The sequence below is a fragment of the Mesorhizobium sp. RCAM 05104 genome (assembly GCF_059683645.1).
In genome coordinates this window covers 1,091,283-1,116,131 of record NZ_CM185033.1, presented here as the reverse complement: position 1 = coordinate 1,116,131, position 24,849 = coordinate 1,091,283, and the positions used below count along the sequence as shown (strand labels likewise).

Below are 24,849 nucleotides of genomic sequence, written 5' to 3'. Positions count from 1 at the left end.
CGCTCTTTACACGAAACGGTCCCTCGACAAAACTGAGCCAACGCCTATTTCAGGCGTTCCTTCTCCAGTCGTCATCGCGAGGCATCCATGACCGTCGTCACGCCGAAATTCGGGATGGGCGCATCCGTGCTGCGGCGCGAGGATGCTGCCTTCATCCAGGGGCAGGGGCGCTATACCGACGACATCCAGCCGGCTGGCGTCCTGCACGGCCATGTGCTGCGCTCGCCGGTTGCCAAGGCAAGCTTCAGCATCGGTCCGACCGAGGCGGCGAAGGCCGCGCCTGGCGTGCATCTGGTGCTGACCGGCAAGGACCTTGCCCATCTCGGTGATCTCAAGTCCGGCGTCATGCAGGCACAGCCGGATGGCACCAAGGCGCCGACCCGCGACATTCCGATCCTGTGCCGCGACCGCGTCAACTATGTTGGCGATGCCGTCGCTTTTATCGTCGCCGACAGTCGCGCCCTGGCGCAGGATGCCGCCGAGCTGATCGATGTCGACTATGATTCCGAGGACGCCGCCTCCGGCACCGCGACGGCGCTTGCCGAAGGCACGCCGCTGGTCTGGCCGGAACTCGGTTCCAACCGCGCCTTCAGCTACCACATGGGCGACAAGAAAAAGACCGACGCGGCTTTCGCCAAGGCCGCCCACGTCACCCGCATCGAATTCGTCAACAACCGGCTGGTCTGCAACTACATGGAGCCGCGCTCGGCGATCGGCGAGTGGAACGTGCGGGAGAACCGTTTCGTGCTGACCACAGGGTCGCAGGGCGTGCATTCCATGCAGTATATCCTGGCCGGCCTGTTCAAGATCAAGAAGGATCAGATACGTGTCATCACGCCGGATGTCGGCGGTGGTTTCGGGCCCAAGAGCTTCGTCTACCGTGAGTATCCGCTGGTGCTTGAGGCGGCAAAGCGGCTTGACCGGCCGGTGAAATGGGCCGGCGACCGCACCGAGCACTTCCTGACCGACGCTCAAGGGCGGGACAATGTCGTGAAGGCGGAGATGGCGCTGGACAAGGATGGCCGTTTCCTTGGCATGAAGGTGGACCTGCTCGCCAACATCGGCGCCTATATCTCGCAATACGGTCCGTTCATTCCCTATATCGGCGTCACCATGTCGACCGGCGTCTATGATATCCAGGCGCTCGACGTCTCGGTGACCGGCCTCTACACCAACACTTGCCCGGTCGATGCCTATCGCGGCGCCGGCCGGCCGGAAGCGGCGTTCCTGCTGGAAAAGCTTGTCGATGCCTGCGCCCATGATTTGGGCCTGCCTGTGGAAGAGATCCGGCGCCGCAATTTCATCCGGCCCGAACAGTTTCCCTACCGCACCCAGACCGGCCGCCTCTACGACACCGGCGAATTCGAAGGGCACATGAACCGCGCCATCGAACAGGCGCGATGGAAGGCATTTCCGGCGCGGCTCGAACAGTCGAAAGCAGGCGGGAAGATCCGCGGCATCGGCATGGCGACCTATATCGAGGCCTGCGCTTTTCCCGGCTCCGAACCGGCCTTTGTCGAACTCAACGGCGACGGCACGGTGACGCTGAAGATCGGCACCCAGACCAACGGGCAGGGGCACGCCACCGCCTATGCGCAGTTCCTGTCGGAGAAGCTCAACCTCGACATCGACAAGATCCATGTCCGCCAGGGCGACACCGACGAATTGAAGGCCGGCGGCGGCACCGGCGGCTCGCGTTCGATTCCGCTGGGCGGTGTTTCGGCGTCGCGTGCCGGCGAGGATTTGGCGAACAAGATCAAGCGGATCGCCGCCGATGAGCTGGAGGCTTCAGCCGGCGACATCGAGCTGTCGAACGGCGTTGCCCGTATCGTCGGCACCGACCGGACGATCGATTTTTCAAGTATCGCCAAGGCCGCCAAGACGCCGGACGATCTGAAGGGGTTCGGCGAGTTCGTGCAGGACGAGTGCACCTACCCGAACGGCACCCATATCTGCGAGGTCGAGATCGATCCCGAAACCGGCGCGACCGAGATTGTCAGCTACACCATCGTCGATGATTTTGGCGTCACCGTGAATCCGATCCTGCTCGCCGGCCAGGTGCATGGCGGCGTGGTGCAAGGCATCGGCCAGGCGCTGATCGAGGACACCGTCCATGGCGAGGACGGGCAACTGCTGACGGCGAGCTTCATGGACTACGCCATGCCGCGCGCCGACAATTTCCCGTTCTTCCACTTCGAGACCCGCAACGTGCCGTCGACCACCAATGCACTCGGCATCAAGGGGGCGGGCGAGGCCGGCACCATCGGGGCAACGCCGGCCGCGCTCAATGCGGTGACCGACGCGCTCTGGCGCGCCTACGGCATCAGGCACATAGACATGCCGGCGACGCCGGTGCGCATCTGGGCGACGATCCGGGAAGCCGCGGGAGCGTGACAGCGGGGCCGGGCACCCCCACCGTCGGGGTTAATGAGCACGCCGGCGGGCACAGCACGCTCACCGGCATCATGCTCAAGATCGTATCGGTGGCGGTCTTCGTCGGCATGCAGACCTGCATCAAGGCAGCGGGTACCGTGCCGGCGGGCCAGATCGTCTTCTTCCGTTCCTTCTTCGCAATCTTCCCGATCATCGCCTTCCTCGCTTTCAGGGGAAAACTTGGCACTGCCTTCTCGACCAGGCGTCCGCTCAATCACATCGCGCGCGGCGTCGTTGGCGTGTGCGCCATGGGGCTCGGCTTCTTCGCGCTGACACGGCTGCCACTGCCGGAAGCGATCACGCTGAACTACGCCCAGCCACTGCTGGTGGTGGTGTTCAGCTCGATCTTTCTCGGCGAGGCCATTCGCGTCTATCGCTGGAGCGCGGTCGCGGTCGGCCTGGTCGGCGTGCTGATCATCTCGTGGCCGGAACTGACGCTGCTGCGCTCGGGTGCTGCCCTCGGCGACCAGGAGGTGCTCGGCGTCATTGCCGCGCTGCTTGCCGCGGCCATCTCGGCCATCGCCATGCTGCTGGTGCGCAACCTCGTTCAAAGCGAGCGCACCGCGACCATCGTGCTGTGGTTTTCGGTGACGGCGAGCGTCATGGCGCTGCTGTCGCTGCCGTTCGGCTGGCAGGCGCTGACGCCACTCCAGGCGGCTCTCCTGGTTGCCGCCGGCTTTTGCGGTGGCCTCGGCCAGATCCTGATGACGGCAGCCTATCGCCATGCCGAGGCCTCGGTCGTGGCGCCCTTCGAATACACGTCGATGATTCTTGGCGTCGTCGTCGGCTATCTCGTCTTTGGGGATATTGCCACCCTCAACATGCTTGTCGGCGGCCTGATCGTCGTCGCGGCCGGCATCTTTATCATCTGGCGTGAGCGCCGGCTCGGCTTGGAGCGCACCCGCACCCGCAAGGCTGCGCTGCCGCAGGGATGATCCGGCCCCTTGCTTTGGCGATCAGCGAGGGTCGCGATAAATTCTCTCTGTCGACGAGGAATCTAAAATGAATGACAGAAAGCGAACGTACACCCTCCACACGAACCGTGAACTTCCCATGATGCTCGCTGGAACCAAGCCTTTGGCTGTGTTTGCTCACGAGCGAGTGGACGGCTTTGAGAAATCTGATGCGTTAGCCAATCAAGACTTTGCTCCGCACGTTGCCGACGGAACGCTGTCGGAGCGCGTACGGACCTTTCAGATGCCCCTGCGGAGCGGTGCGACACTGGACATTGACTATTGGTTTTACACCCTCAGAGGTGAGGAGTGGGAGGGTCGAAGCGTATTCGCTGCTTCTCGACCTCCTGCATCATCGCGGCCCTTGGTGCCCTCAGTTGGAATGGCTGGAGGGAAAACTGCTCGGATACACCGACCAAGAGAATTTCGATCATCTCTCTCGGACCTACCCGGATGATCAATTCGTTGCTGAGATTTCAGGTTCGTTGTGTCGGAAATCGTCAGTTTGACGCCTCGGTCGCTCAGCGTGGCGCCCGCTCCTTCGCCAGCCGCACCAGCACCGTCCGCGTCTGCTCGTCGGCAGGGAAAAACGATTCGATCGCCAGTTCCGACAATGTCACGTCGAGCGGCGTGCCGAACACGGTGATGGTGCTGATGAACGACAACACCTGATCGCCATGGGCGAGGCGCAGCGGATGCACGATGGCGTTCGGTTCGACGGGCATGGGCCGGCTGCCTTTCAGACCAGACGGGTAGCCGCGCAGCTCGCGCTCCAGTTCGACCAGCACAGGATCGCCGCTCGCGTCAGTCTGATGCTTGAGGCGTTCGAGCAGGTGCGTGCGCCATTCCTGGAGATTGACGATGCGCGGCGCAATGCCGCCGGGGTGCAGGCTGAGGCGAAGCACGTTGACCGGCGGCGTCAGCAGCGAAGCCTCCGTGACGTCGGCAAGGAACGGAGCGATGGCGGCATTGGCCGAAACCAGGTTCCAGTGCCGGTCGACGGCGAGTGCCGGGAAAGGCTCGTGTCCCTTGAGCAAGATCTCCACCGCCGCCATAGCCGGCGCCAGTGTCGTGTCGGTGAGCGGGCGTTCGCTGAAGCTCGGCGCAAAGCCTGCCGCCAGCAGCAGCTGGTTGCGTTGCCTGAGCGGGATCGACAGCTGTTCGGCCAGATGCAGGACCATGTCGCGCGAGGGCGCGGCACGGCCGCTCTCGACAAAGCTCAGATGCCGCTGCGAGATCTCGGCTTCCATGGCGAGGCCGAGCTGGCTCATGCGGCGGCGGGTGCGCCATTCGCGAATGAGGCTACCGGCGGAGTTTTGGGATGTCGTCATGAGCGAATGACTAGGCCGGTGAGAGGCGCATTTCAATTACCTGCGAAGTCATCACCAAGTGAGCGACTAGCCGAGCGCCCGCAGCTTCGCCTTCACTTCGAGAAAATCCCGCCACGCCAGTTTCTTGTGCGCCGGGGTCCTCAAGAGATAGGCTGGATGCAGGGTCGGCATGGCGGGAATGGCGATGCCGGATGCCGTCGTGTGGACGCGCCAGTTGCCGCGCAGCCGCAAGATGCCTTCGCTGGTATTGAGCAAGGTTTTAGCGGACGGACCGCCGAGGTTGATCAGCACCTTGGGATTGACCAGTTCGATCTGCCTCTCGATGAACGGCCGGCAGATCTCGGTCTCGTGCGGCGTTGGCGTGCGATTGCCAGGCGGCCGCCACGGAATGACGTTGGCGATGTAGACCGAGGTTCGGTCGAGGCCGATCGCGGCCAGCATGCGGTCGAGCAACCGGCCCGAGCGGCCGACGAAGGGCAGGCCTTCGATGTCCTCGTCGCGGCCTGGTGCCTCGCCGACCAGCATGACGGCGGCCTCCGGATTGCCGTCGGCGAACACCAGGTTCTTGGCGGTGGCCTTGAGGTTGCAGCCGTCGAACGCCGCCATGTGCTGGCGAAGCTCGTCCAGCGTCGTTGCCATCGTCGCCAGCTGGCGCGCCAGCGCCGCTTGCGCTTCATCGGGGACCGTAGAGGTCTTGGCCGGTGCGCGTGCGACGGGCGGCGCGTTTGATCTGTCACCCGCCTCGGCACTGGGTACGCCAGCCGAGCGAGGCGGTGCGGCGTTGTCGCCCAAGGGCGCCGCCGGCGCGCGCTCGGCTGGTTTGGGCGCAGCCTCGGCGAACCGGTTCACCGGCTGGTCTTCAAGCGCCTCGTCGACGCCCGCGCTGGCATAGAAGGCCAGCAGGTCGGCAAGGTCCTGTCTGTTGTTGGGGGAAGCGGCAGTCATGGATTCACATTCGTCCGCATGGCGGCAATTTGCAAGGCTGGCCGCTTGCCCTAGCCTGTCGGAATGCGCGGATCCTGCACCAGATAGAAGGTCCATCGCGGTGTGTAGTCGGTCATCAGGAATTCGAACCTGGCGGTTTTCAGCGGGTCGACCTTGCCGTTCTTGAACAGCAACCGATCATAGGGTTCGAAATCACGATCGAATTCGGCGAAATTGCTCGACCAGATATTGTCGGGCGTCTTGTTGCGCTGGTCGAACGAAAGCCCGTCGCCGAACACGCTCGGCTGGTCAAGTATCTCCTGAAGCTCGAACTGGAATTCGATCCACGCCTGGCCGCTGTTGTTGAGCACGTCGATGCGCATGTACATGACGCCGTTGGCGAACTCGCCGGCCTTGCCGAATGCCTGGATCGGCTTTGTCGTGCGGATGGTCAAAGTCACCGGTGTCGCCGAATTGAGCTCTTCGGTGATCACCAGCGGGTCTTCCTTGGTTCCGATGCCGGAGGCACCGGTGATGCGGAAGCCGCCAAGCTCGTCGGAAAAGGAATAGGCGCCTGTCGCCCAGACTTTCACCTCGTCGGCGACGGCGTCGACCGGTGCCAGCAGCAGAAGGGCCAAAAGGAGCGCCCGGCGGGCCCGGCCGGGCGTTGATGGAAAGCGCGTCGATGACAAGCCGGCTGGCCCAGGAATGCGCATGGCGTGAAGTATGGCCGATAAGCAAGCCGTCGAACAATTAAAAACGCAAGCGCCGCGGGCCAGGCTGAACGAAAGCGCCGCCCTGGCGCACGATGCGCGACTTTTTGGCCAAATCCGCATTGTCACGTATGCGCCGGTTTCCTGTCGCCAATTGATGCGCTATGCAGCGCAGGAGCCAGCAAGATACGCAACAGCGGCAAGCCAGTGCGGAGGGGTTGATGAGCGACATCGAACGCGAAAGCATGGAATTCGACGTGGTTATCGTCGGCGCCGGCCCTGCCGGCCTCGCCGCGGCCATCCGCCTCAAGCAGGTCAATCCCGAGCTTTCCGTCGTCGTGTTGGAAAAGGGCGGTGAGGTCGGCGCCCACATCCTCTCCGGCGCCGTCGTCGATCCGATCGGCATCGACCGGCTGCTACCCGGTTGGCGCGAGGAAGAGGGCCATCCGTTCAAGACGCCGGTCACGGCGGACCATTTCCTCGTGCTCGGCCCTGCCGGCTCGTTCCGCCTGCCCAACATCCTGATGCCGCCGCTGATGAACAATCACGGCAACTACATCGTCTCGCTCGGCAATGTCTGCCGCTGGCTGGCGACCAAGGCCGAGGCGCTTGGCGTCGAGATCTATCCCGGCTTTGCCGCGACCGGCCTGCTCTACAATGAAGAAGGCGCCGTCACCGGCGTCGTCACCGGCGACATGGGCGTCGAGAAGGACGGCACGCACGGCCCCGGCTTCGCGCCGGGCATGGCGCTGATGGGCAAGTATGTGCTGATCGGTGAGGGCGCGCGCGGCTCGCTCGCCAAGCAACTGATCGCCAAATACAATCTTTCCGACGGCCGCGAGCCCGGCAAATACGGCATCGGCCTCAAGGAACTCTGGCAGGTCAAGCCGGAGAACCATCGGCCGGGCCTGGTTCAGCATTCCTTCGGCTGGCCGCTCGACATGAAGACCGGCGGCGGCTCCTTCCTCTACCATCTCGAGGACAACCAGGTGGCCGTGGGTTTCGTCCTCCATCTCAACTACAAGAATCCCTGGCTGTCGCCCTTCGAGGAATTCCAGCGCTTCAAGACCCATCCGGCGATATCAGCCACGTTCGAAGGCGCCAAGCGGCTCGGCTACGGCGCGCGCGCCATAACCGAGGGTGGCTGGCAGTCAGTGCCGAAACTGTCCTTTCCAGGCGGTGCGCTGATGGGTTGCGCCGCGGGCTTCGTCAACGTGCCGCGCATCAAGGGCTCGCACAATGCGGTGCTGTCGGGAATGCTGGCGGGCGAGCATGTCGCCGAGGCGATCGGCGCCGGCCGTGCCAATGACGAGCTTTCCTCCTACGAAGCGGCGTGGCGGGCGACCGACATCGGCAAGGACCTGAAGAAGGTGCGCAACGTCAAGCCGCTCTGGTCGCGCTTCGGCACCATTGTCGGTGTAGGCCTCGGCGGCCTCGACATGTGGCTGAATACGCTGTTCGGTGTCTCGCCCTTCGGCACGCTGAAGCACGGCAAGGCCGACTATGCCGCGCTCGAACCTGCCGCCCAGCACAAGAAGATCACCTATCCGAAGCCCGATGGCGTGCTGACATTCGACCGGCTGTCCTCGGTGTTCCTGTCCAACACCAATCATGAGGAAAACGAGCCGGTCCACCTGCTGGTCGGCGACATGGACCTGCAGAAGCGTTCCGAACACGATGTCTTTGCCGGACCCTCGACACGCTATTGTCCGGCCGGCGTCTACGAATGGGTCGACAAGGACGGCAATGCCGCAGCCGATCCCGCGGCGAAGGACGTACGCTTCGTCATCAACGCGCAGAACTGCGTCCACTGCAAGACCTGCGACATCAAGGACCCGAACCAGAACATCAACTGGGTGCCGCCGCAAGGCGGTGAAGGGCCGGTCTACCAGAACATGTGAGCCACGGCGCCGGCTGGGCCGGGTCGACCACCGGCAGCAAGGAAGCCGGCGAAGCGGCGGTCCGCCAAGGCATGTAGACAGCAGAACCGTTGAAACGGTCACCGGCTTGTGGTTCCCTTGTCTACGGATAGGGAGAAAGACCCATGCGCCGGACCGTTCTGACATGCCTCGTCGCCATCGGCGCTCTTTGTGCGCCGGAAGCCTTGGCCGGCACCAGGGTCGTGGTCCAGACACGGACCTACGACATCACGGGAGGTTCGGGCGCCACCCTCGTCGACGCCATGGACAGCAAGGGCCCCAAGCACGGCTTCATGACGCATGCCATCGCCCAAACCGCCTATACCGTCGACTGGGATCTCGACCCCGGCCAGGTAAATGGCTTCTGCCGGCTGCGGCGGGTCAACGGCAAGCTCAACCTCTTCTACACCTTCCCTCGCGTTGCTTCACCCATGACACCGGCGCTGAAGAGGCGCTGGAACCGGTTCTTCGCCGGCGTTCGCGCCCATGAGGAAACCCATGGCCGCATCGCCAGAGAGATGATGCGCGCCACGGAAAGGTCGATCACCGGCCTCAGCATCGCCGACGACCCGTCCTGCTACAAGACGCGTGGCGAGGCGCGGCGACGCATCAAGGTCGCCTATGCCGAATACGAGGCCAGGCAAAACGCCTTCGATCAACGCGAGCATAGCGACGGCGGCCATGTCGAACATCTGATCGCCGCCCTGGTGGGAAAGCCTTGAGCGAGCGATCCGTTCATCATCCCGGGTCCTTGCGGCGTCTCATTGCCGCTCCGCTCTTTCCTGGAATTGCCCTGAGATGACGAGGAGCCTGTGTCAGCCGTGGGGCCTGCTGGGCAGATCGCTCGCAGCGAGCGCCGTCGCGTGATCGTCGTCAGGCTGCTTGCCGTCGGCCCGGACTGAGAACTCCACCAGGACCGGAAGATGGTCCGAGCCTGTCTCCTCAAGCCTGGATGCGCCATGGATCAGCACCGCTCCCTTGCTGAACACCTGGTCGATGGGCAAACCGGCAAAGCGTCGCAGGAAGTCCGGCAACTTGATGTAGGTCCAGGTCGGTCCGGCGGACGGCATGACGGTCAGCCCGCCGAGCGAGGCTACACGCCGCACGGCCGCGCTCCATGGCGCAGCGTTGCAGTCGCCCGCCATGATGGCGGTCTCGCCGAGCGATGAGAGCGATTCCGTGAGTTCACCGATCTGCCAGTACTGCTCGCGTGGCCATGGCCAGCTCAGATGGATCGCGGCGACATCGACGCCAATGCCGCCGAAGTCGACGGTCGCTATCGCCATGGCGCCGCGCCGTTCGCAACGCGGCTCGCTGCCAGCGGCAAAGGGCCGCCGCGAGAGCAGCGCCACGCCGAATATGCCGTTCGGGTAAGGACAGAGAACCCGGTAGGGATATGCGCTGCCGATATAGCCGAGCTCGGTCGTCCACATCGCCGACACCTCGTCGAGGGTGATCACGTCGGGGTTGGTCCGGCCGATCAGCGACAGCACCTTCTTCGGGGTCGGATTGTCGTAGCGCAGGTTCATCTGCAGCAGTCGGTAAACCGCGTCGTCCCCCGTTTTGGCTTCATCGGCCGCCTGAACCGGCCACGGGCTGGGCAGCGCGTTCAAGGTGGTGGCAAGGGCCGCCACGGCGAAAAGCAGCGCCGCGGCCGCTTGCAGCCGAAATGTCGTGGCCAGCAGCGGCAGCGCGCAAAGCGCCATCAACACGGCCAGATGGACGCGGAAATGCGAAAAAGAATCGAAGGCCGGATGCAGGGCGCCGAAGAACCCAGCCACCAGGGCAACCGAGAACATCATCATCGCGATGAATGCCAGTGAAGCCGCCATGTCTCGATTGCGTCTCATTGGGTCAGGTCTGCATGGGTTGCCAGATATGATACGGGCTCGGTTATCGGCAAGAATGCGGCCCAATCAAGATGACGCAATGCCCCATGGCAGCGCGCGGATCGTCTTACTGGAACGCCGTCTCGGAAAAGCTCCTGAGCTTGCGCGAATGCAGCCGCTCCATCGGCATTTCGGACAGCTTCTCCATCGCCTTGATGCCGATGGTCAGATGCTGCGCCACCTGCCGCTTGTAGAATTCGGTCGCCATGCCGGGCAGCTTCAATTCGCCATGCAGTGGTTTGTCCGAGACGCATAGCAGCGTGCCGTAAGGGACGCGGAAGCGGAAGCCGTTGGCGGCGATCGTCGCCGATTCCATATCGAGCGCGATCGCGCGTGACTGCGACAGGCGCTGCACGGGTCCGCGCTGGTCGCGCAGTTCCCAGTTGCGGTTGTCGATGGTGGCGACGGTGCCGGTGCGCATGATGCGCTTGAGGTCATAGCCGGACAGGCCGGTGACTTCGGCGACGGCTTCCTGCAATGCCACCTGGATTTCGGCTAGGGGCGGGATCGGTACCCAGACCGGAAGATCGTCGTCGAGAACATGATCCTCGCGTACATAGGCATGCGCCAGCACATAGTCGCCCAGCGCTTGGGTGTTGCGCAGCCCAGCGCAGTGACCGAGCATCACCCAGGCATGCGGCCTCAGCACGGCGATGTGGTCGGTGATCGTCTTGGCGTTGGAAGGCCCGACGCCGATATTGACCATGGTGATGCCGCCATGGTTCGGCTTCTTCAGATGATAGGCCGGCATCTGCGGCAGGCGCGGCGGCGCCACGCCTTCGCTGGGCGCGCTCTGTCCGGCCTTGGTGACGACATTGCCCGGTTCGACAAATTCGGCATAGCCATGCCCGCCTTCCGCCATCTGTACCCGGGCGCGGGCGACGAACTCGTCGATGTAGAACTGGTAGTTGGTGAACAGCACGAAGTTCTGGAAATGCTGCGGCGTTGTCGCGGTGTAGTGCGACAGGCGGTGCAGGGAATAGTCGATGCGCTGCGCCGTGAAGGGCGCTAACGGCCTCGGCTCGCCGAATGGCACTTCGAATGTGCCGTTGGCGATCTGGTCGTCGGTGCCGTCGAGGTCCGGTACATCGAACAGGTCGCGGATCGGCCGCTTGATGCGCTCGGCCGCCGCGCCGTCGACATGAGTGCCTTCGAGAAAGGCAAAATGCAGCGGGATGGGAGTGGTCGACTCCGACACGGTGACCGCGACACCATGATTGCGCATGATCAGGCGCAGTTGCTCGATGAGGTAGCTTTCGAACAGGCCCGGCTGGGTGATGGTGGTCGAAAAATGCCCTGGCGTCGGCATATGCCCGTAGGCTTGCCGCGAGTCGATCTGGGTGAACGAGTTGGTGGTGACGCCGATCTCTGGATAGAAGGCGCGGTAGCGTTTGCCGTTGTCGCCGCCCGCTGCGGCAAGCGCCGCAAAGGAGTCGCGCAGGAACCTGGTGTTGCGGTCGTAAAGCGCTTGCAGCGCCGCGACGGCCTTTTCGGCGCTGTTGAAGCTTTGCCGGCCAAAAGGCTCCGGCATGACGACAGATTCGATGGCTTGAGGGTAGATTCGCTTTTCCATGTCTCAATATAGAGACTTGGGCGACATGTTGGGAGGGGTGTCTCGACCGAAGGTGGCCAAAGCGTCGTTTTTCTTCAGCCACGCTGCAGGCTGACCAGAAGCACGAAACCGACGCCGGTCTTCTTCAGGGCCGGTGCGTCGATCGTCGAGCCGGCATCGGCACGCATCATCGGCACGGCCAGGACCGGAGCGGCCAGAACCATCAGGATAAGCGCCGCCCGCGGCAGAAGCCGAAGGGTCTTGAGAGCGTTGGCGGCGATGCGGTTCATGGTGTTCTGCTTTTCTTTTCGAGATCTTGGGTCTTTGGTTCAGTTGCGAAAGTGGGTGGGGCAGCCGAGGCGGCAGGTTCTAGAGCTGGCTTCGTCCCAGGCGCGGGCCGGACGACCGGCTTCGGCGACGAGGATGGCGAAAAACATTCCAAACAGGCTCATCAGCAGGCAGACGATGGTGAAGCGGCGGGCGAGCATTGGGTCGTGTCTCCTTCAACACGCAGGAGAATGCCCGAGCGCGACTGAACCGGCTCTGATGCCGGCGTTCATCTGCGGTTCAAATTGGTTGACGGTGTTTTGATGCGCCGGCGCTGGTTCCGACGGGCGCCGGTACGAGAGCGGCCGAAGCGGACGTGCCGCGCCTCCACAAACAAAAACGGGGCCCGCCGGGGCCCCGTCGTCATGTCGCAAGCATGCGATAGATCAGAGCTTGTGCCAGGTCTGGCTCTTGCAGATCAGCCCGCCGAGCACGCAGCCGCTCATCTTGAGCGAGGTGCCGGAGACCGACGCTTTGCCCGAATAGGTCTTGTCGTTTTCCGGGTCGGTAATGGTGCCGGTATACTTGTTGTCACCGGCCACCTTGAACGAGCCGATGTTCTTGCCGGCATATTTGCCCGACTTCAGCGTGATGGAAAACGTGTCGCCGCCGCCCGTGATGGCGGCCGTTGAGCCGGCCTGGGTCTTCCAGTTGCCTTCGATCGGATCGGCCCACGCCGCACCAGCCATGATCAACGTGGCCGCAAGGGCCAGGCTCACTTTTCGAAACATGCTCTTCCTCCCTTTGGATATCCGGCCGGATGCACCGCCTCGCCGGTCTGCCGTTTACGCAAACGTAAGTTAATCCAGCTCCCGGCAAAACAAAAGCGGTGCCGCTGCGGAAGACTTCGGGATTTTAAACACGTCTGAATAAGCCCCGTTGGCGAGAAACTGAAACGATCGGCGCATTGCCTTTGTCTCTCGTGGTTAGCGGAGTGTTGATGTCCGCCGCTAAAATTTTCGTCAAATTTGGCGCAAACGGGCTGAGTTGCTGGCTTCGTATCCTTAACGAATTTCCGCGTTTACCTCTTGTTTTAGCTTTGTTTTCCTCAAATTAAGCACGCCATTTAACGACGGATTCAAGCCTGCACGGCATTCTCGAAAACATCGAAAGAGCGGCCCGGCAAGACAAACGGAGGCAGCTCTCGGGAGCCAGACAGGGCCAGAACAGGGGATTGAAAATGGCACGTTTTGAAATGCTTGAAGCCGGCTTCGGCGCCATGGGGGCAACTGCCCAGGCCGACATTCTTTTCGAATTGGGAATGATGTATGCGACTGGCCGCGATTGCGAGACCGATGTCGTTGCCGCCCACAAATGGTTCAACATTGCCGCCATCAAGGGCTCGGCCCGCGCCGCGGAATTGCGCTCGGAACTGTCGGCCGCCATGTCGAAGGTGGAGATCGCCAAGGCGCTGCGCGAAGCCCGCGAATGGATGACCATGCACTGAGATCCGCCCACAGACCTATCGAAGACAGGGAAGCTCCGGGATCAAGGCCGCACAGACGGCCGGACCCGGCGGAATAGAAGGCCGCGCGAGACGGTCAACGACGTAAAGAAAAAGAACGCGGCAGGCCTGCAGGGCTGAGCCGCGCAACACGGGGAAGGCGAGTGGGATTTTCTGGCGCGGGGGCGCTTGGAAATTGCTCGACGGGCAAAAGAGCCATGACCAGCCGGGACAAGGCTGGCATGGCTCTTTTGGCGTTGATGAGGTCATGCAGGCCCAATCGAGTGCCGCCAATGCGCCTAGACAGGCCCAACGAAGGATGAAATTGTCCCGCCTCTCTGGAAGAAGCGCGGCCGGGGCGGCCGCGCGTGAGTGGAGGAGTTCTATTATCATGAAAAAAATGAGTATTTTGAGCGCGGCTGTTTTTGGCCTGATGATGAGCGCGCCGGTCGCATTCGCCGACGACATCACCTTTTCGGTGGTCGGCCCGATGACCGGGCAACTCGCCACCATTGGCGATCAGTTCAAGCAGGGCGCACAGGCCGCTGCCGACGCGATCAACGCGGCAGGTGGTGTCGGTGGTCGCCAGATCAAGCTCGACATCGAGGACGACCAGTGTGATCCCAAGCAGGCCGTGTCGGTCGCCAATCGCATCGTGGCCGACGGCGTCAAGTTCATCGACGGTCATGCTTGCTCGGGCTCGAGCATTCCGGCTTCTGCTGTCTATGCCGAAGCCGGCGCCCTAATGATGAGCCCGGCCTCTTCGAACCCGGTGCTGACCGACGCGGCGGCCAAGGCCGGCTGGCCGACGATCATGCGCCTCTATACGCGTGACGATGCGCAGGGCGCCTTCATCGGCCCGTGGATCGCCAAGAAGTATGCCGGCAAGAACGTCGTCGTCCTGCACGACAAGAGCGCCTACGGACAGGGCGTGGCTGACGCCGTCAAGGCAACCATGAATGCCGGCGGCCTCAAGGAGGTGGACTACGAAGGCATCAATGCTGGCGAGAAGGACTACTCGGCACTCGTCACCAAGCTGAAGGATCTGAAGGCCGACGTCGTTTATTTCGGCGGCTACCACCCCGAGGCTGGCCTGATCCTGCGCCAGGCGGCGGAGCAGAACGTCAAGTTCCAGCTGATCATGCCGGATTCGATCGCCTCGCCGGAATTCTGGCAGGTTGCCGGCCCGGCCGGCGAAGGCACCATGTTCGTATTCCCGTCGGATCCGCAGGCAAAGCCTGAAGCCAAGGCCGCGGTCGAGAAGATCAAGGCGAGCGGCTTCGTGCCGGAAGGCTTCACGCTGTTCTCCTATGCCGTGATCCAGGCCTTCGCCGAGGGCGTCAAGCGCGCCGGCAGCGACGATCCGGCCAAGGTTGCCGAAGCGTTGAAGAACGGCACGCCGATCAGCACGGTTGTCGGTGATGTCACCTTCGACGAGAAGGGCGATCTCAAGAATGCCAGCTACGACATCAACCAGTGGCACGACGGCAAATACGCGCCGATCGCGCAGTAATCGCTGGCGTCGCTTCGGCGACCGGATAACCAAGGAAATGGCCGGGCTCGTCCCGGCCATTTGTCATTGAAAAGATTGTGGCTGACGCAAACGCGTTTGGCGGCGTTGACCGCCTGTCCGACAAGGCGGAGCCAAAACCCATGTGGTGGGCCTTCATGGAAGATCGCCACATCCCAGCGAGCTAACGCTGCGGAAAGCGTGCTGAGGCGAATCTATCACAGCGGACTGAATGCGCTTGCGTTTGCATATCAGGGATAGCCGTCGGCGTTTCATTTCGGCCTGATTTTCTCGCCCCGGACCTTGTCGCCAATCTCCTTGGTCATGGCGAACGCCGTGGCCTTGTCCTTCGTAGTCAGCGCAGTTTGCCAATGCGGCGCCGCGAACACGCCTAGGATAACTCGCCCCTCCCGCCATTCCCGATAAGTTTTATCGCAATTTAACTAATGTAGACCATTCTACTGGAAGGCATTCTACCGACCGCGGGAGGATTGGAATGACTGAGCTTGTTGACGACGAAGATATGCTTCCCAAGATCAGCCCAACCGCCCGCTGGCGCGCCATGGCTTTGACGGCAATACGGTTTGCACCACCGGCCATCTCGATAGGATGTGCCATCCTGGCTGGTTATTTCATGTATAGAGGCGCCAACCAAAAACCCCCCGCGGACGTCGCGGCGCTGGCCGTGTCAATACTAAGATCAGATGATGTCTCCCCCGAAATGAGAGATTGGGCGGCGGAGGCTCTGGGAATACAGACCGACATTCGAATGCCGGCCAAATTTGTCCAGCAATGACAGGTCGGGAACTTGCACCAAGGCAACCCGACGAATGTTGTAGGCTGGCGACTTCCTCCGCTCATGCGGTACTGTGATTGAGCGCTGTTGCCAACGCCTCGCCAGGAACATCGGCATGGGTTTCGTATTCAGGGCTATTGCCCATGTTGACGGTTTTACGCGTCTGTTCGGGAGTTGCGCCTGAACGTCCGTCTGGCCGGGTTCTCCCCAGCCATTTTTGCTGGCGATCCGTCGTCTGCTTCCGAACTGTCAGTTCGTGGCAGCGGTCGAAGCGCTCTGTTCCTCGACGAATCGCACCAGCACTGTCCCGTCGGTAACCTGTGCTCCCTCAGCCGCGATCTCGGCGATCACTCCGTCATGCGGCGCGGCGATGGTGTGCTCCATCTTCATCGCCTCGAGGATCAGCAGCGGCTGGCCCTTGGTCACGGCATCGCCCCGTGCCGCACGCACCAGCTTGACCAGCCCCGGCATCGGCGCACGCAGGCTGCCGGTGGCGCCAGCCGCCTCGTCGGTTCTCTCCAGCGGGTCCGTGACTGTGAAAGTATAGCCGACGGCGCCTTCGAATACGGTGACGTGGCCTGGCCAGAGGGCGAGGCGAGGGACGGCGCGAAGGTCATGCGAATTGGTGCTGTCATAGGGTGCATCGAGCGCCACCTGGAACCGCCCGTCCGGCCGCACCGAAACCCGCGCCACGATATCATCTTCGCCGAACTTCAGCCGTGAGCGCCGCGCCACGCTGTGGAAATGCGCATAGCCGGCAAGCGAAGACCATGGCTCGCTGGACAGCGGCAGTGCTCCCGCGCCAGCGGCCGCAAGGGCCGCCGCCGCGATGGTTTCGCCGCTCGGCGGCGTGACCTCGGTCAGCGCCGGCTGGTGCCTGGCGATCAGGCCAGTGTCGACATCGCCCGCCGCAAAGTCTGGATCCGCGGTAAGAGCGGCGAGAAAGGCAGTGTTGACGGTCGAGCCAGCGATCTCGGTTTGCGACAGCGCCGCGCCGAGCGCTTTCAGCGCCGCCTGCCTGTCTTTTGCGTGGACGACCAGCTTGGCGATCATTGGGTCATAATAGGGCGAAATGGCATCGCCGGCCCGCACGCCGGTCTCGATGCGCATGCGAGCACCTTCAAGTGCTGCGTCCGGAAATTTCAGATGGTGCAGCGTGCCAGTCGCGGGCAGGAAGCCTTTTGTCGCATCCTCCGCATAGATGCGCGCCTCGAAGGCATGGCCGGCGAGTACGATCTCGCTTTGCGTCTTCGGTAGTTTCTCGCCCGACGCGACCTTGAGCTGCCACTCGACCAGATCGGTGCCTGTGACCATTTCGGTAACGGGGTGCTCGACCTGCAGGCGGGTGTTCATTTCCATGAACCAGAAGCGGTCGGCTTTCAGGCCTTGCGAGGCATCGACGATGAACTCGACGGTGCCGGCGCCGGAATAGCCGATCGCCTTGGCGGCCTTTACCGCCGCCTCCGTCATCGCCTTGCGCAGCGCTTCCGTCATGCCGGGGGCAGGAGCCTCCTCGATCACCTTCTGGTGGCGGCGCTGCGCCGAGCAGTCGCGCTCATAGAGGTGAACCGCATTGCCGAAATTATCGCCGAACACCTGCACTTCGATGTGCCGCGGCTTGTCGACATATTTTTCGACCAGCACGCGGTCGTCGCCGAAGGCGGCCTTTGCCTCGCGTCGTGCGCTGGACAGCGCCTCGGAAAATTCATCGGGATGTTCGACCCGCCGCATGCCCTTGCCGCCGCCGCCGGCGCGCGCCTTGATCAGCACGGGATAGCCGATCTCGCGTGCCTTGGAGGCAAGCAGCACGATCTCCTGCGCCTCGCCATGATAGCCCGGCACCACCGGCACCCCGGCTTTTTCCATCAGCCGCTTGGCGGCGTCCTTCAGTCCCATCGCACGGATCGAGGCCGCCGACGGACCGATGAAGGTAAGCCCCGCTGCCACTACCTGGTCGACGAAATCAGGGTTTTCCGACAGGAAGCCGTAACCGGGATGAATGGCCTGCGCCCCCGTCGCCAGCGCTGCGTCGACAATCCTGTCGCCGCGCAGATAGCTTTCGCCGACGGGCGAGGCGCCGATATGAACCGCCTCGTCGGCCATCTCGACATGCAGGGATCTCGCGTCGGCATCCGAATAGACGGCAACGGTATGCACGCCGAGCTTTCGGGCCGTGCGAATGACACGGCATGCGATCTCGCCCCGATTGGCGATCAGGATCTTGCCGAACATGGAGCCTCCGCAGCCAGGGTTTGCGTAAAGCGACGCAGGCGTTCCTTTGACAGGGGCTGCTTTGCAGTTCCGCACTTGGCGTAGAGCTCTCCCTTGCCAAGGGAGTGCCCTACGGAAGAGGCACGCCTGCCTACTTCGACGCCGAGATTGCGCAGCCGCCGCTTGCGGTCTTGAGCTTCCACCTCGTCAAGCCGGCCTGGCAGTTGCGCAGCGCCATCTCTTCCGCTGCCTTCTGGGAGGGCGCGTTGAGCTTCGAGGCGCAGACAATGTAGAGGTCGACAACGCGCGAATAAAAGGTCGTGGCGTAGGCCGAATGACCGCTCGCCGCCACATAGGCCTTGTAGGCAACGTTGCATTCGCTCTTCGGATCCGAGCCCCGAGTTGCTGGAAAACGCACGTCTCCCTTGCTGCCCGCGAGCGATTCCGCCGAGCTGATGCCGGCTGTCGTTAATATTAGAAATCCTGCAAGTATCGACGCCGCCGACTTGCGGCAATATTTCAGTTTCATTTCCACCCTGTCCCCATTGCGCTAAGCACGACCAGCAGTAGCGAATATTTTGCTTCGCTGCCAGTTCGTTGGTGGAGATTCTTGGCTGCCTATGCTGGTGAATCGGTTGGTCCATACAGTTCAGCTTTCTCACAGGGCAGCAACGGCCTGCCGGTATAGTTCCGCCATTTGATCGTCGAAGCAGCAGAAAATGACGGTCTCCGGCATTGTCTTCTGTTCGATGAATGTACTGACCGTCCTGGCGGCGATCCCTGCCGCCTCGTCTTTCGGATAGCGATAGATGCCGGTCGAGATCGCCGGAAACGCTACCGTGCGGCAGTCATTGGCGGCAGCGAGTTCGAGCGAACGGCGATAGCAGGACGCGAGCAGTTCGGCCTCGCCTTTGCCACCGCCTTGCCAGACCGGCCCGACCGTGTGGATGATATAGCGCGCTGGCAGCCGATAGCCCTTCGTCAGCTTCGCATCGCCGGTCCTGCAGCCATTGAGCATGCGGCATTCGAACTCCAGTTCCGGCCCGGCTGCCCGGTGGATGGCGCCGTCTACCCCGCCACCGCCCAGCAGTGAGGAATTGGCGGCATTGACGATGGCGTCGATGGCCAGCCTGGTGATGTCGCCGGTTTGGATGCGGACCCTGTCGCCGATGCCGTCCATGTCACATCCTGAACACGCCGAAGCGCGTGTCCTCGATCTCGGCGTTGAGCGCGGCGGAAAGGCTGAGTGCCAGCACCTCGCGCGTCTTCGCCGGGTCGATGATGCCGTCATCCCAAAGCCTTGCCGAGGAATAGAGCGGATGGCCTTCATGCTCGTATTTCATCAGGATCGGCTTCTTGAATTTTGCTTCCTCCTCGGCGCTCCATTCGCCGCCCTTGCGCTCGATGCCTTCGCGCTTGACCATGACAAGCACCGTCGCCGCCTGTTCGCCGCCCATCACCGAGATGCGGGCGTTCGGCCACATCCACAGGAAGCGCGGCGAGTAGGCCCGGCCACACATGCCGTAGTTGCCGGCGCCGAACGAACCGCCGATGATGACAGTTACTTTCGGCACCCTGGCGGTGGCCACCGCCATCACCAGCTTGGCGCCGTCCTTGGCGATGCCGGCGGCTTCGTATTTCCTGCCGACCATGAAGCCGGTGATGTTCTGCAGGAAGACCAGCGGGATCTTGCGCTGGCAGCACAATTCGATGAAGTGCGCGCCCTTCAGCGCGCTTTCGGAAAACAGCACGCCGTTGTTGGCGATGATGCCGACTGGCATGCCATGCAGGTGGGCGAAGCCGGTGATGAGCGTCGTGCCATAGTTCTGCTTGAACTCGTCGAATTCGGAGCCGTCGGCGATGCGCGCGATCACCTCGCGCACGTCATAGGGCTGGCGCAGATCCGTCGGTACGATGCCATAGAGCTCATCCGCCGGATGAAGCGGTGGAATCGCTTTCCTCAAGTTCAGGCTTACCGTCTTGTTCCGATTCAGGTTTCTGACGATGCGCCGGCAGATGGCGAGTGCATGTTCGTCGTCCAGCGCATAGTGGTCGGCGACACCGGAAAGCCGCGTGTGCACGTCCGCGCCGCCCAAATCCTCGGCACTGACGTCCTCGCCGGTGGCCGCTTTCACCAGCGGCGGCCCGCCGAGGAAGATGGTCGCCTGGTTGCGCACCATGATCGTCTCGTCCGACATCGCCGGCACATAGGCGCCGCCCGCCGTGCATGAACCCATGACGCAGGCGATCTGCGGGATGCCGGCGGCAGACATGTTGGCCTGGTTGTAGAAGATGCGGCCGAAATGCTCGCGGTCGGGAAACACCTCGTCCTGGTTGGGCAGATTGGCGCCGCCGCTGTCGACGAGGTAGATGCAAGGCAGATTGTTTTGCAGCGCGATCTCCTGCGCCCGCAGATGCTTCTTGACGGTCAGCGGATAGTAGGTGCCGCCCTTCACCGTTGCGTCGTTGACGACGACCATCACCTCGGTGCCTTCGACGCGGCCGATGCCGGCGATCATGCCGGCCGCGGAAATCTCCTCGCCATACATCGACCATGCGGCGAACTGGCCGATCTCGAGGAAGGGCGAGCCGGTGTCGAGCAACAGGGCAAGGCGCTCGCGCGGCAACAGCTTGCCACGCGAAACGTGGCGCGCGCGCGCCTCCTCGGAGCCACCGCGCTCGACGGCCGTGGCCTTCTCGGCGATGTCGGCGACCAGTGCCCGCATGCGTTCGGCATTGGCGCGGAAGGTGTCGGAGGAGGGGGATATCTGGGTTTGCAGTGTAGCCACGTTGTTTATCACACCTCTTGATGCCGCTGTGGAACCAGTGTAACAGCCCGCGCCCGGATGCCGCGTGCCAAGCGTGGCATCTTTTGTACGAATGACACCCTCAGGAGGCGACGATGAAAGGCATGCTTTTGCATTTCACCAGATGTCTCCCTTCGGCTATGGCCTGACGCCGCCGGAGGGCGGCTTTCCACGTCCCGAATTTGAGCAAGAGGAACACCGCGCTTTGAGGCACGGTGGGTGTCAAAATGTATTTGCGGTTCGTAACGCCGCTGATCCATCCGAAGAGCCGGGTGGAGACCGGCTTCTTCCACGCGTCCTGGTACCTGCACCGGAACGGCTGCCCGGATTGGGTTCATGACGAACTGGAGGGTCAGTTCGACTGGTTCAACCAGCATTTGCCCATTCCAGGTCGGGTTGGCCGGCATTTCAAGCGCCGTAGCTCGATCTGGGGCATCTGCTGGTTCCATCCGGACGCCAAGGAAGCGATCAGCCGGGCGCGCTATTGCGCCTGGTTGATCGAGGAGGGCGGTTTGCCGGTGCGTTCGATCACGTCGGCGCGTCAGCGCGAGGTTTTGTGGCGCGACCCGCACCAGATCGTTGCCAAGCCAACCGATGACCTGCCCAAGGCATTCGGCTGAGGTGGCGGAGGGGAACATCACAGCCCCTCCGCCATGATCTCGCGGCCGATCAGCCAGCGGCGGATTTCGCTGGTGCCGGCACCGATCTCATAGAGCTTGGCGTCGCGCACCAAACGGCCGGTAGGATAGTCGTTGATATAGCCATTGCCGCCGAGCAGCTGCAGCGCGTCGAGTGCCATCTGCGTCGCCTTCTCCGCGGCAAACAGCACGCAGCCGGCGGCATCCTTGCGCGTCGTCTGGCCGCGATCGCAGGCGGCGGCCACGGCATAGACGTAGGCGCGCGCGGCGTTCATGGTCGTGTACATGTCGGCCAGCTTGCCTTGCACCAGCTGGAATTCGCCGATCGCTTGGCCGAACTGCTTGCGCTCGTGCACATAGGGGATCGCCACGTCGAGGCACGCCGCCATCAGGCCGATCGGGCCGCCGGCGAGCACCGTGCGCTCATAGTCGAGGCCCGACATCAGCACCTCGACGCCTCGCCCTTCCTCATGCAGCACATTATCGAAAGGCACCTCGACATTCTCGAACACCAGTTCGCCGGTGTTGGAGCCGCGCATGCCGAGCTTGTCGAGTTTTTGCGCCACGGAGAAACCGGCAAAAGCCTTTTCGATGATGAAGGCGGTGATGCCGTGCGATTTCCGCTCCGGATCGGTCTTGGCATAGACGACCAGCGTTTCGGCGTCCGGCCCGTTGGTGATCCACATCTTGGTGCCGTTCAGCACATAGCGGTCATTGCGCTTTTCGGCGTGCAGCTTGAGCGAGACGACGTCGGAGCCGGCGCCGGATTCCGACATGGCCAGCGCGCCGACGCGCTCGCCCGAGCACAGCGGCGGCAGGAATTTTTCCTTTTGCGCCGGTGTCGCCCAGCGGTTGATCTGGTTGACGCACAGGTTGGAGTGGGCGCCGTAGGAAAGGCCGACCGAAGCCGAAGCGCGGGAAATCTCCTCCACGGCAATCACATGGGCAAGATAGCCCATGCCGCTGCCGCCGAAATCGGGATCGGCGGTAATGCCGAGCAGCCCAAGCGCGCCGAGTTCGCGCCACAGATGCGCCGGGAATTCGTTCGACCGATCAATGTCGGCGGCGATCGGCGCGATCCTGTCCTGGGCGAAGCGCCGCACCATGTCGCGCAGCGCCTCGATATCCTCGTCATGCCCGAAGCTGAGCGTGTTCGTGTACATGTCGTTCCTCCTGCCGCATGACCCCGAAAATCGACTTTGATTTTCGGAAAGGGATCATGCGCGAATTAAAACAGCGTCCTTTGCGCGTCTAAAAAGACGTGCGGCGCTGTAGCGGATGCCGCGTCGACCAGGCGCATTGTCATTGAAAGATATGTCGCCGTCACTTCAGCGATCGACAGCCGCTCGCCCGGCCGAAACCAGACGATGACGCCGGTCATCATCTGGATCAGCGCCATGGCCGTCAGCCCGGTATCGTCGATGCTGAAGACATCAGCCTCGGCGCCATCGCGCAGGATGGCGCGCAGTTCCTTTTCGTAGGCAGTGCGCATGCGCAGGATCTGTGTCAGCCTTTCGGGCGAGAGGCTGCGCAATTCCATGTTCGACACATGCGTGGCATGGCGACGCTCGATATGGAAAGCGATATGGTTTTCGACATAGGCCGAAAGCCGTTGTGCCGGATCCGCATCGGCCGGCTTGGCTGCTTCCCACGCTTGGGACAGGCCCTGCATGTGTTCGCGCATCAGCGTGAACAGAAGGTCTTCCTTGGTCGGGAAATAGCGGTAGAGCGCGGCTGCCTGTACGCCGACCTCGGCGGCAAGCTGGCGCATCGACATCGCCTCGTAGCCAAAGCGCGCGATCAGGTTGACCGCAGCCTCGCGGATCGCCGCTTCGGTTTTTTCGCCATCGGATCCGGTGGTGCGCGCCATTGTCGTCCCTTCGCGGAACGATATTAAAACGAACGTTCAATTAATTCAAGGGTACCGAGTCAATTCCGCCGTCATGCAATGATCCTGAACCCAACAGGGGCGTTTCCGGCGGCCAACTCCTCGACGTCGACCTTTGAAACCGAAGCCCCGGTCGGCCCTTTCCAGAGTCGCTCGATCATTGTCGAGACCGCTTCATCGCGGCCTGCAATATGGGCCGTTACAGATCCGTCCGCTTCATTGCAAACCCAGCCCGCAAGACCAAGGCGTGTGGCTTCGCTCCGAGCCCAGAGTCTGAAGCCGATGCCCTGCACATTACCGTAGACACGCGCCCGCACTTCCCTGCGATGACCAGCCATGAATCTCTCCAAGCCTGTCTCCGTGGAATCTGGTGCACGGCTCAGGGAATGCAACCCGAGAATTGCGCGCATGACGCAATAGCCGGGCACAGGTTTTGAAACTTAATTGACTCAGTCCATTAATTTTGGAAAATGCAATTGCCTTGTCGGGAGTTGGAAGCAGATGTTGGACGAACGCAACGCATTGGTGGCGCAGATACGCCACTTCAACCGGTTCTACACCCGGACCGTTGGCCTTCTCGACGAGACCCTGACACAGAGCGCGTTCACCCTGACCGAGGCGCGCGTGCTGTTCGAATTGGGCCATCACAGCAGTCCCGCCGCTCCCGAAATCGCCGGCGAGCGAGGGTTCCTGGCCGGGGCTTTTCGGTTGGAGAACGGCCCGGCGGCGTCCGAAATCGCCAGGCAATTGCGTGTCGATCCCGCTTATCTCACGCGGATTCTGCGGAAGTTTGCGGGCGAGGGGCTGACCGAGGCCCGAACGGATCCGACCGATCGGCGCCGAAGGGTTCTCTCGCTGACGCCCAGGGGCGAGGCAGCACTTGCGAGGCTTCAGTCGGCGGCCGACCGGGACACGGCGCGGCTGATCGAAAGTGTGCCCGACGACAGGCTGCATGAGTTGGGCGACGCGTTGCGCAAGGTTGGGAAATTGCTGGGCGATCCTGCCTGTGGGAATGACGCGGTGGCGGTCCGGCCGCACCGTGTCGGCGACGTCGGCTGGGTCGTGCAGCGGCAGGCCCAGCTCTATGCCGAGGAATATGGCTGGAACATCGAGTTCGAAGCCATGCTCGCCGAGATTGGCGTTGATTTCATCCGCAATTTCGTGCCCGGCCGTGATTTCTGCTGGATCGCCGAACGCGGCGGCGAGCCGGTCGGCGCCGTGTTCCTGGTGCATCTGGACGACGAGGTTGCGAAGCTGAGGATGCTGCATGTCGAGGCGGCGGCCCGCGGCCTGGGCATCGGCAAACGCCTGGTCGCGCAGTGCGTGAGCCAGGCCCGCGCCTGCGGTTACATCAGGCTGATGCTATGGACCAACGATATCCTCGTCGCGGCGCGCGCGATCTACGAGCGCGCAGGCTTCAAGCTGGTCTCGCAGGAGCGCCATCACAGTTTCGGCAAGGAGTTGACCGGTCAGACCTGGGAACTGGATTTGTGAGCTTCGTATGCTCGCTGTTT

General features: G+C 62.7%; 24 protein-coding genes. 9 read left to right on the top strand and 15 right to left on the bottom strand.

The features are described from left to right. Positions 1-87: 87 nt before the first annotated feature. Together AC56QP_RS05915 and AC56QP_RS05910 are read left to right on the top strand one after the other, a co-directional pair. Positions 88-2,394, top strand: coding sequence for a xanthine dehydrogenase family protein molybdopterin-binding subunit (locus tag AC56QP_RS05915; RefSeq protein WP_489860537.1), 2,307 nt, complete (start codon positions 88-90; stop codon positions 2,392-2,394). A gap of 71 nt (positions 2,395-2,465) precedes the next feature. Further along, positions 2,466-3,368, top strand: a complete 903-nt coding sequence (locus tag AC56QP_RS05910; RefSeq protein WP_489863675.1) for a DMT family transporter — start codon at positions 2,466-2,468, stop codon at positions 3,366-3,368. A gap of 539 nt (positions 3,369-3,907) precedes the next feature. Here AC56QP_RS05910 and AC56QP_RS05905 read toward each other — a convergent pair. From AC56QP_RS05905 to AC56QP_RS05895, 3 genes are all read right to left on the bottom strand, one after another. Beyond that, positions 3,908-4,717: a helix-turn-helix domain-containing protein gene (locus tag AC56QP_RS05905; protein ID WP_489860538.1), complete on the bottom strand. Its 810-nt coding sequence runs from the start codon at positions 4,715-4,717 to the stop codon at positions 3,908-3,910. 66 nt (positions 4,718-4,783) lie between these two features. Continuing rightward, positions 4,784-5,662, bottom strand: a complete 879-nt coding sequence (locus AC56QP_RS05900; RefSeq protein ID WP_489860539.1) for a uracil-DNA glycosylase — start codon at positions 5,660-5,662, stop codon at positions 4,784-4,786. Positions 5,663-5,712: 50 nt separating this feature from the next. Continuing rightward, positions 5,713-6,357, bottom strand: coding sequence for a hypothetical protein (locus AC56QP_RS05895; RefSeq protein ID WP_489860540.1), 645 nt, complete (start codon positions 6,355-6,357; stop codon positions 5,713-5,715). Between the two features lie 218 nt (positions 6,358-6,575). On the opposite strand from AC56QP_RS05895, the gene AC56QP_RS05890 reads away from it, so the two are divergent. Then, entirely contained in the window at positions 6,576-8,255 is a 1,680-nt protein-coding gene (locus tag AC56QP_RS05890) for an electron transfer flavoprotein-ubiquinone oxidoreductase (protein ID WP_489860541.1), read from the top strand. 143 nt (positions 8,256-8,398) lie between these two features. Next, positions 8,399-8,995 carry a DUF922 domain-containing Zn-dependent protease gene (locus AC56QP_RS05885; RefSeq protein ID WP_489860542.1) on the top strand — a complete coding sequence of 199 codons (597 nt, stop codon included), beginning with the start codon at positions 8,399-8,401 and terminating at the stop codon, positions 8,993-8,995. Between the two features lie 93 nt (positions 8,996-9,088). Here AC56QP_RS05885 and AC56QP_RS05880 read toward each other — a convergent pair whose 3' ends face one another. From AC56QP_RS05880 to AC56QP_RS05860, 5 genes are all read right to left on the bottom strand, one after another. Then, positions 9,089-10,123 (bottom strand): endonuclease/exonuclease/phosphatase family protein, encoded by a 1,035-nt coding sequence (locus tag AC56QP_RS05880; protein ID WP_489860543.1) that lies wholly within the window; start codon positions 10,121-10,123, stop codon positions 9,089-9,091. Between the two features lie 106 nt (positions 10,124-10,229). Next, positions 10,230-11,693: an AMP nucleosidase gene (locus tag AC56QP_RS05875; RefSeq protein ID WP_489860544.1), complete on the bottom strand. Its 1,464-nt coding sequence runs from the start codon at positions 11,691-11,693 to the stop codon at positions 10,230-10,232. A gap of 116 nt (positions 11,694-11,809) precedes the next feature. Further along, a complete protein-coding gene (locus AC56QP_RS05870) occupies positions 11,810-12,004 on the bottom strand; it encodes a hypothetical protein (protein WP_091577065.1) in 195 nt (64 codons plus the stop codon). A gap of 39 nt (positions 12,005-12,043) precedes the next feature. Then, a complete protein-coding gene (locus AC56QP_RS05865; protein WP_489860545.1) occupies positions 12,044-12,202 on the bottom strand; it encodes a hypothetical protein in 159 nt (52 codons plus the stop codon). Positions 12,203-12,427: 225 nt separating this feature from the next. Next, positions 12,428-12,772: a DUF2147 domain-containing protein gene (locus tag AC56QP_RS05860; RefSeq protein ID WP_256749558.1), complete on the bottom strand. Its 345-nt coding sequence runs from the start codon at positions 12,770-12,772 to the stop codon at positions 12,428-12,430. A 449-nt stretch (positions 12,773-13,221) separates the two neighbouring features. Between AC56QP_RS05860 and AC56QP_RS05855 the strand changes: the two genes are divergently transcribed. From AC56QP_RS05855 to AC56QP_RS05845, 3 genes are all read left to right on the top strand, one after another. Beyond that, complete coding sequence (locus AC56QP_RS05855; RefSeq protein WP_010915070.1) at positions 13,222-13,488, top strand: SEL1-like repeat protein; 267 nt, start codon at positions 13,222-13,224, stop codon at positions 13,486-13,488. A gap of 388 nt (positions 13,489-13,876) precedes the next feature. After that, positions 13,877-14,998 carry an ABC transporter substrate-binding protein gene (locus AC56QP_RS05850; protein WP_489860546.1) on the top strand — a complete coding sequence of 374 codons (1,122 nt, stop codon included), beginning with the start codon at positions 13,877-13,879 and terminating at the stop codon, positions 14,996-14,998. Between the two features lie 493 nt (positions 14,999-15,491). Next, entirely contained in the window at positions 15,492-15,791 is a 300-nt protein-coding gene (locus tag AC56QP_RS05845) for a hypothetical protein (protein ID WP_497100638.1), read from the top strand. Positions 15,792-16,040: 249 nt separating this feature from the next. On the opposite strand, the gene AC56QP_RS05840 is transcribed toward AC56QP_RS05845, so the two are convergent. The 4 genes from AC56QP_RS05840 to AC56QP_RS05825 form a co-directional block, all read right to left on the bottom strand. Beyond that, positions 16,041-18,023, bottom strand: coding sequence for an acetyl/propionyl/methylcrotonyl-CoA carboxylase subunit alpha (locus AC56QP_RS05840; RefSeq protein ID WP_489860547.1), 1,983 nt, complete (start codon positions 18,021-18,023; stop codon positions 16,041-16,043). A 130-nt stretch (positions 18,024-18,153) separates the two neighbouring features. Continuing rightward, positions 18,154-18,531 carry a hypothetical protein gene (locus tag AC56QP_RS05835; RefSeq protein WP_489860548.1) on the bottom strand — a complete coding sequence of 126 codons (378 nt, stop codon included), beginning with the start codon at positions 18,529-18,531 and terminating at the stop codon, positions 18,154-18,156. 129 nt (positions 18,532-18,660) lie between these two features. Next, complete coding sequence (locus AC56QP_RS05830) at positions 18,661-19,182, bottom strand: O-acetyl-ADP-ribose deacetylase (protein ID WP_489860549.1); 522 nt, start codon at positions 19,180-19,182, stop codon at positions 18,661-18,663. Position 19,183: 1 nt separating this feature from the next. After that, a complete protein-coding gene (locus AC56QP_RS05825; RefSeq protein WP_489860550.1) occupies positions 19,184-20,791 on the bottom strand; it encodes a carboxyl transferase domain-containing protein in 1,608 nt (535 codons plus the stop codon). A gap of 245 nt (positions 20,792-21,036) precedes the next feature. On the opposite strand from AC56QP_RS05825, the gene AC56QP_RS05820 reads away from it, so the two are divergent. Then, positions 21,037-21,429, top strand: a complete 393-nt coding sequence (locus AC56QP_RS05820) for a hypothetical protein (protein WP_489860551.1) — start codon at positions 21,037-21,039, stop codon at positions 21,427-21,429. Between the two features lie 17 nt (positions 21,430-21,446). Here AC56QP_RS05820 and AC56QP_RS05815 read toward each other — a convergent pair whose 3' ends face one another. The 3 genes from AC56QP_RS05815 to AC56QP_RS05805 all read right to left on the bottom strand — a co-directional run bounded on the left by AC56QP_RS05815 (position 21,447) and on the right by AC56QP_RS05805 (position 23,673). Continuing rightward, a complete protein-coding gene (locus AC56QP_RS05815) occupies positions 21,447-22,610 on the bottom strand; it encodes an isovaleryl-CoA dehydrogenase (RefSeq protein ID WP_489860552.1) in 1,164 nt (387 codons plus the stop codon). Positions 22,611-22,675: 65 nt separating this feature from the next. Then, positions 22,676-23,317 (bottom strand): TetR/AcrR family transcriptional regulator, encoded by a 642-nt coding sequence (locus AC56QP_RS05810; RefSeq protein ID WP_489860553.1) that lies wholly within the window; start codon positions 23,315-23,317, stop codon positions 22,676-22,678. A 71-nt stretch (positions 23,318-23,388) separates the two neighbouring features. Further along, positions 23,389-23,673 (bottom strand): acylphosphatase, encoded by a 285-nt coding sequence (locus AC56QP_RS05805; protein WP_489860554.1) that lies wholly within the window; start codon positions 23,671-23,673, stop codon positions 23,389-23,391. A gap of 163 nt (positions 23,674-23,836) precedes the next feature. On the opposite strand from AC56QP_RS05805, the gene AC56QP_RS05800 reads away from it, so the two are divergent. Further along, on the top strand, positions 23,837-24,829 hold the full coding sequence (locus tag AC56QP_RS05800; protein ID WP_489860555.1) for a bifunctional helix-turn-helix transcriptional regulator/GNAT family N-acetyltransferase: 993 nt from the start codon (positions 23,837-23,839) through the stop codon (positions 24,827-24,829). Positions 24,830-24,849 lie beyond the last annotated feature (20 nt).

Bases quoted from the DNA above. Each gene is read 5' to 3' on its own strand.
- AC56QP_RS05915 (WP_489860537.1), top strand. From the start codon at position 88: ATGACCGTCGTCACGCCGAAATTCGGGATGGGCGCATCCGTGCTGCGG.
- AC56QP_RS05910 (WP_489863675.1), top strand. From the start codon at position 2,466: ATGCTCAAGATCGTATCGGTGGCGGTCTTCGTCGGCATGCAGACCTGC.
- AC56QP_RS05905 (WP_489860538.1), bottom strand. From the start codon at position 4,717: ATGACGACATCCCAAAACTCCGCCGGTAGCCTCATTCGCGAATGGCGC.
- AC56QP_RS05900 (WP_489860539.1), bottom strand. From the start codon at position 5,662: ATGACTGCCGCTTCCCCCAACAACAGACAGGACCTTGCCGACCTGCTG.
- AC56QP_RS05895 (WP_489860540.1), bottom strand. From the start codon at position 6,357: ATGCGCATTCCTGGGCCAGCCGGCTTGTCATCGACGCGCTTTCCATCA.
- AC56QP_RS05890 (WP_489860541.1), top strand. From the start codon at position 6,576: ATGAGCGACATCGAACGCGAAAGCATGGAATTCGACGTGGTTATCGTC.
- AC56QP_RS05885 (WP_489860542.1), top strand. From the start codon at position 8,399: ATGCGCCGGACCGTTCTGACATGCCTCGTCGCCATCGGCGCTCTTTGT.
- AC56QP_RS05880 (WP_489860543.1), bottom strand. From the start codon at position 10,123: ATGAGACGCAATCGAGACATGGCGGCTTCACTGGCATTCATCGCGATG.
- AC56QP_RS05875 (WP_489860544.1), bottom strand. From the start codon at position 11,693: ATGCCGGAGCCTTTTGGCCGGCAAAGCTTCAACAGCGCCGAAAAGGCC.
- AC56QP_RS05870 (WP_091577065.1), bottom strand. From the start codon at position 12,004: ATGAACCGCATCGCCGCCAACGCTCTCAAGACCCTTCGGCTTCTGCCG.
- AC56QP_RS05865 (WP_489860545.1), bottom strand. From the start codon at position 12,202: ATGCTCGCCCGCCGCTTCACCATCGTCTGCCTGCTGATGAGCCTGTTT.
- AC56QP_RS05860 (WP_256749558.1), bottom strand. From the start codon at position 12,772: ATGTTTCGAAAAGTGAGCCTGGCCCTTGCGGCCACGTTGATCATGGCT.
- AC56QP_RS05855 (WP_010915070.1), top strand. From the start codon at position 13,222: ATGGCACGTTTTGAAATGCTTGAAGCCGGCTTCGGCGCCATGGGGGCA.
- AC56QP_RS05850 (WP_489860546.1), top strand. From the start codon at position 13,877: ATGAAAAAAATGAGTATTTTGAGCGCGGCTGTTTTTGGCCTGATGATG.
- AC56QP_RS05845 (WP_497100638.1), top strand. From the start codon at position 15,492: ATGACTGAGCTTGTTGACGACGAAGATATGCTTCCCAAGATCAGCCCA.
- AC56QP_RS05840 (WP_489860547.1), bottom strand. From the start codon at position 18,023: ATGTTCGGCAAGATCCTGATCGCCAATCGGGGCGAGATCGCATGCCGT.
- AC56QP_RS05835 (WP_489860548.1), bottom strand. From the start codon at position 18,531: ATGAAACTGAAATATTGCCGCAAGTCGGCGGCGTCGATACTTGCAGGA.
- AC56QP_RS05830 (WP_489860549.1), bottom strand. From the start codon at position 19,182: ATGGACGGCATCGGCGACAGGGTCCGCATCCAAACCGGCGACATCACC.
- AC56QP_RS05820 (WP_489860551.1), top strand. From the start codon at position 21,037: ATGTATTTGCGGTTCGTAACGCCGCTGATCCATCCGAAGAGCCGGGTG.
- AC56QP_RS05815 (WP_489860552.1), bottom strand. From the start codon at position 22,610: ATGTACACGAACACGCTCAGCTTCGGGCATGACGAGGATATCGAGGCG.
- AC56QP_RS05810 (WP_489860553.1), bottom strand. From the start codon at position 23,317: ATGGCGCGCACCACCGGATCCGATGGCGAAAAAACCGAAGCGGCGATC.
- AC56QP_RS05805 (WP_489860554.1), bottom strand. From the start codon at position 23,673: ATGGCTGGTCATCGCAGGGAAGTGCGGGCGCGTGTCTACGGTAATGTG.
- AC56QP_RS05800 (WP_489860555.1), top strand. From the start codon at position 23,837: ATGTTGGACGAACGCAACGCATTGGTGGCGCAGATACGCCACTTCAAC.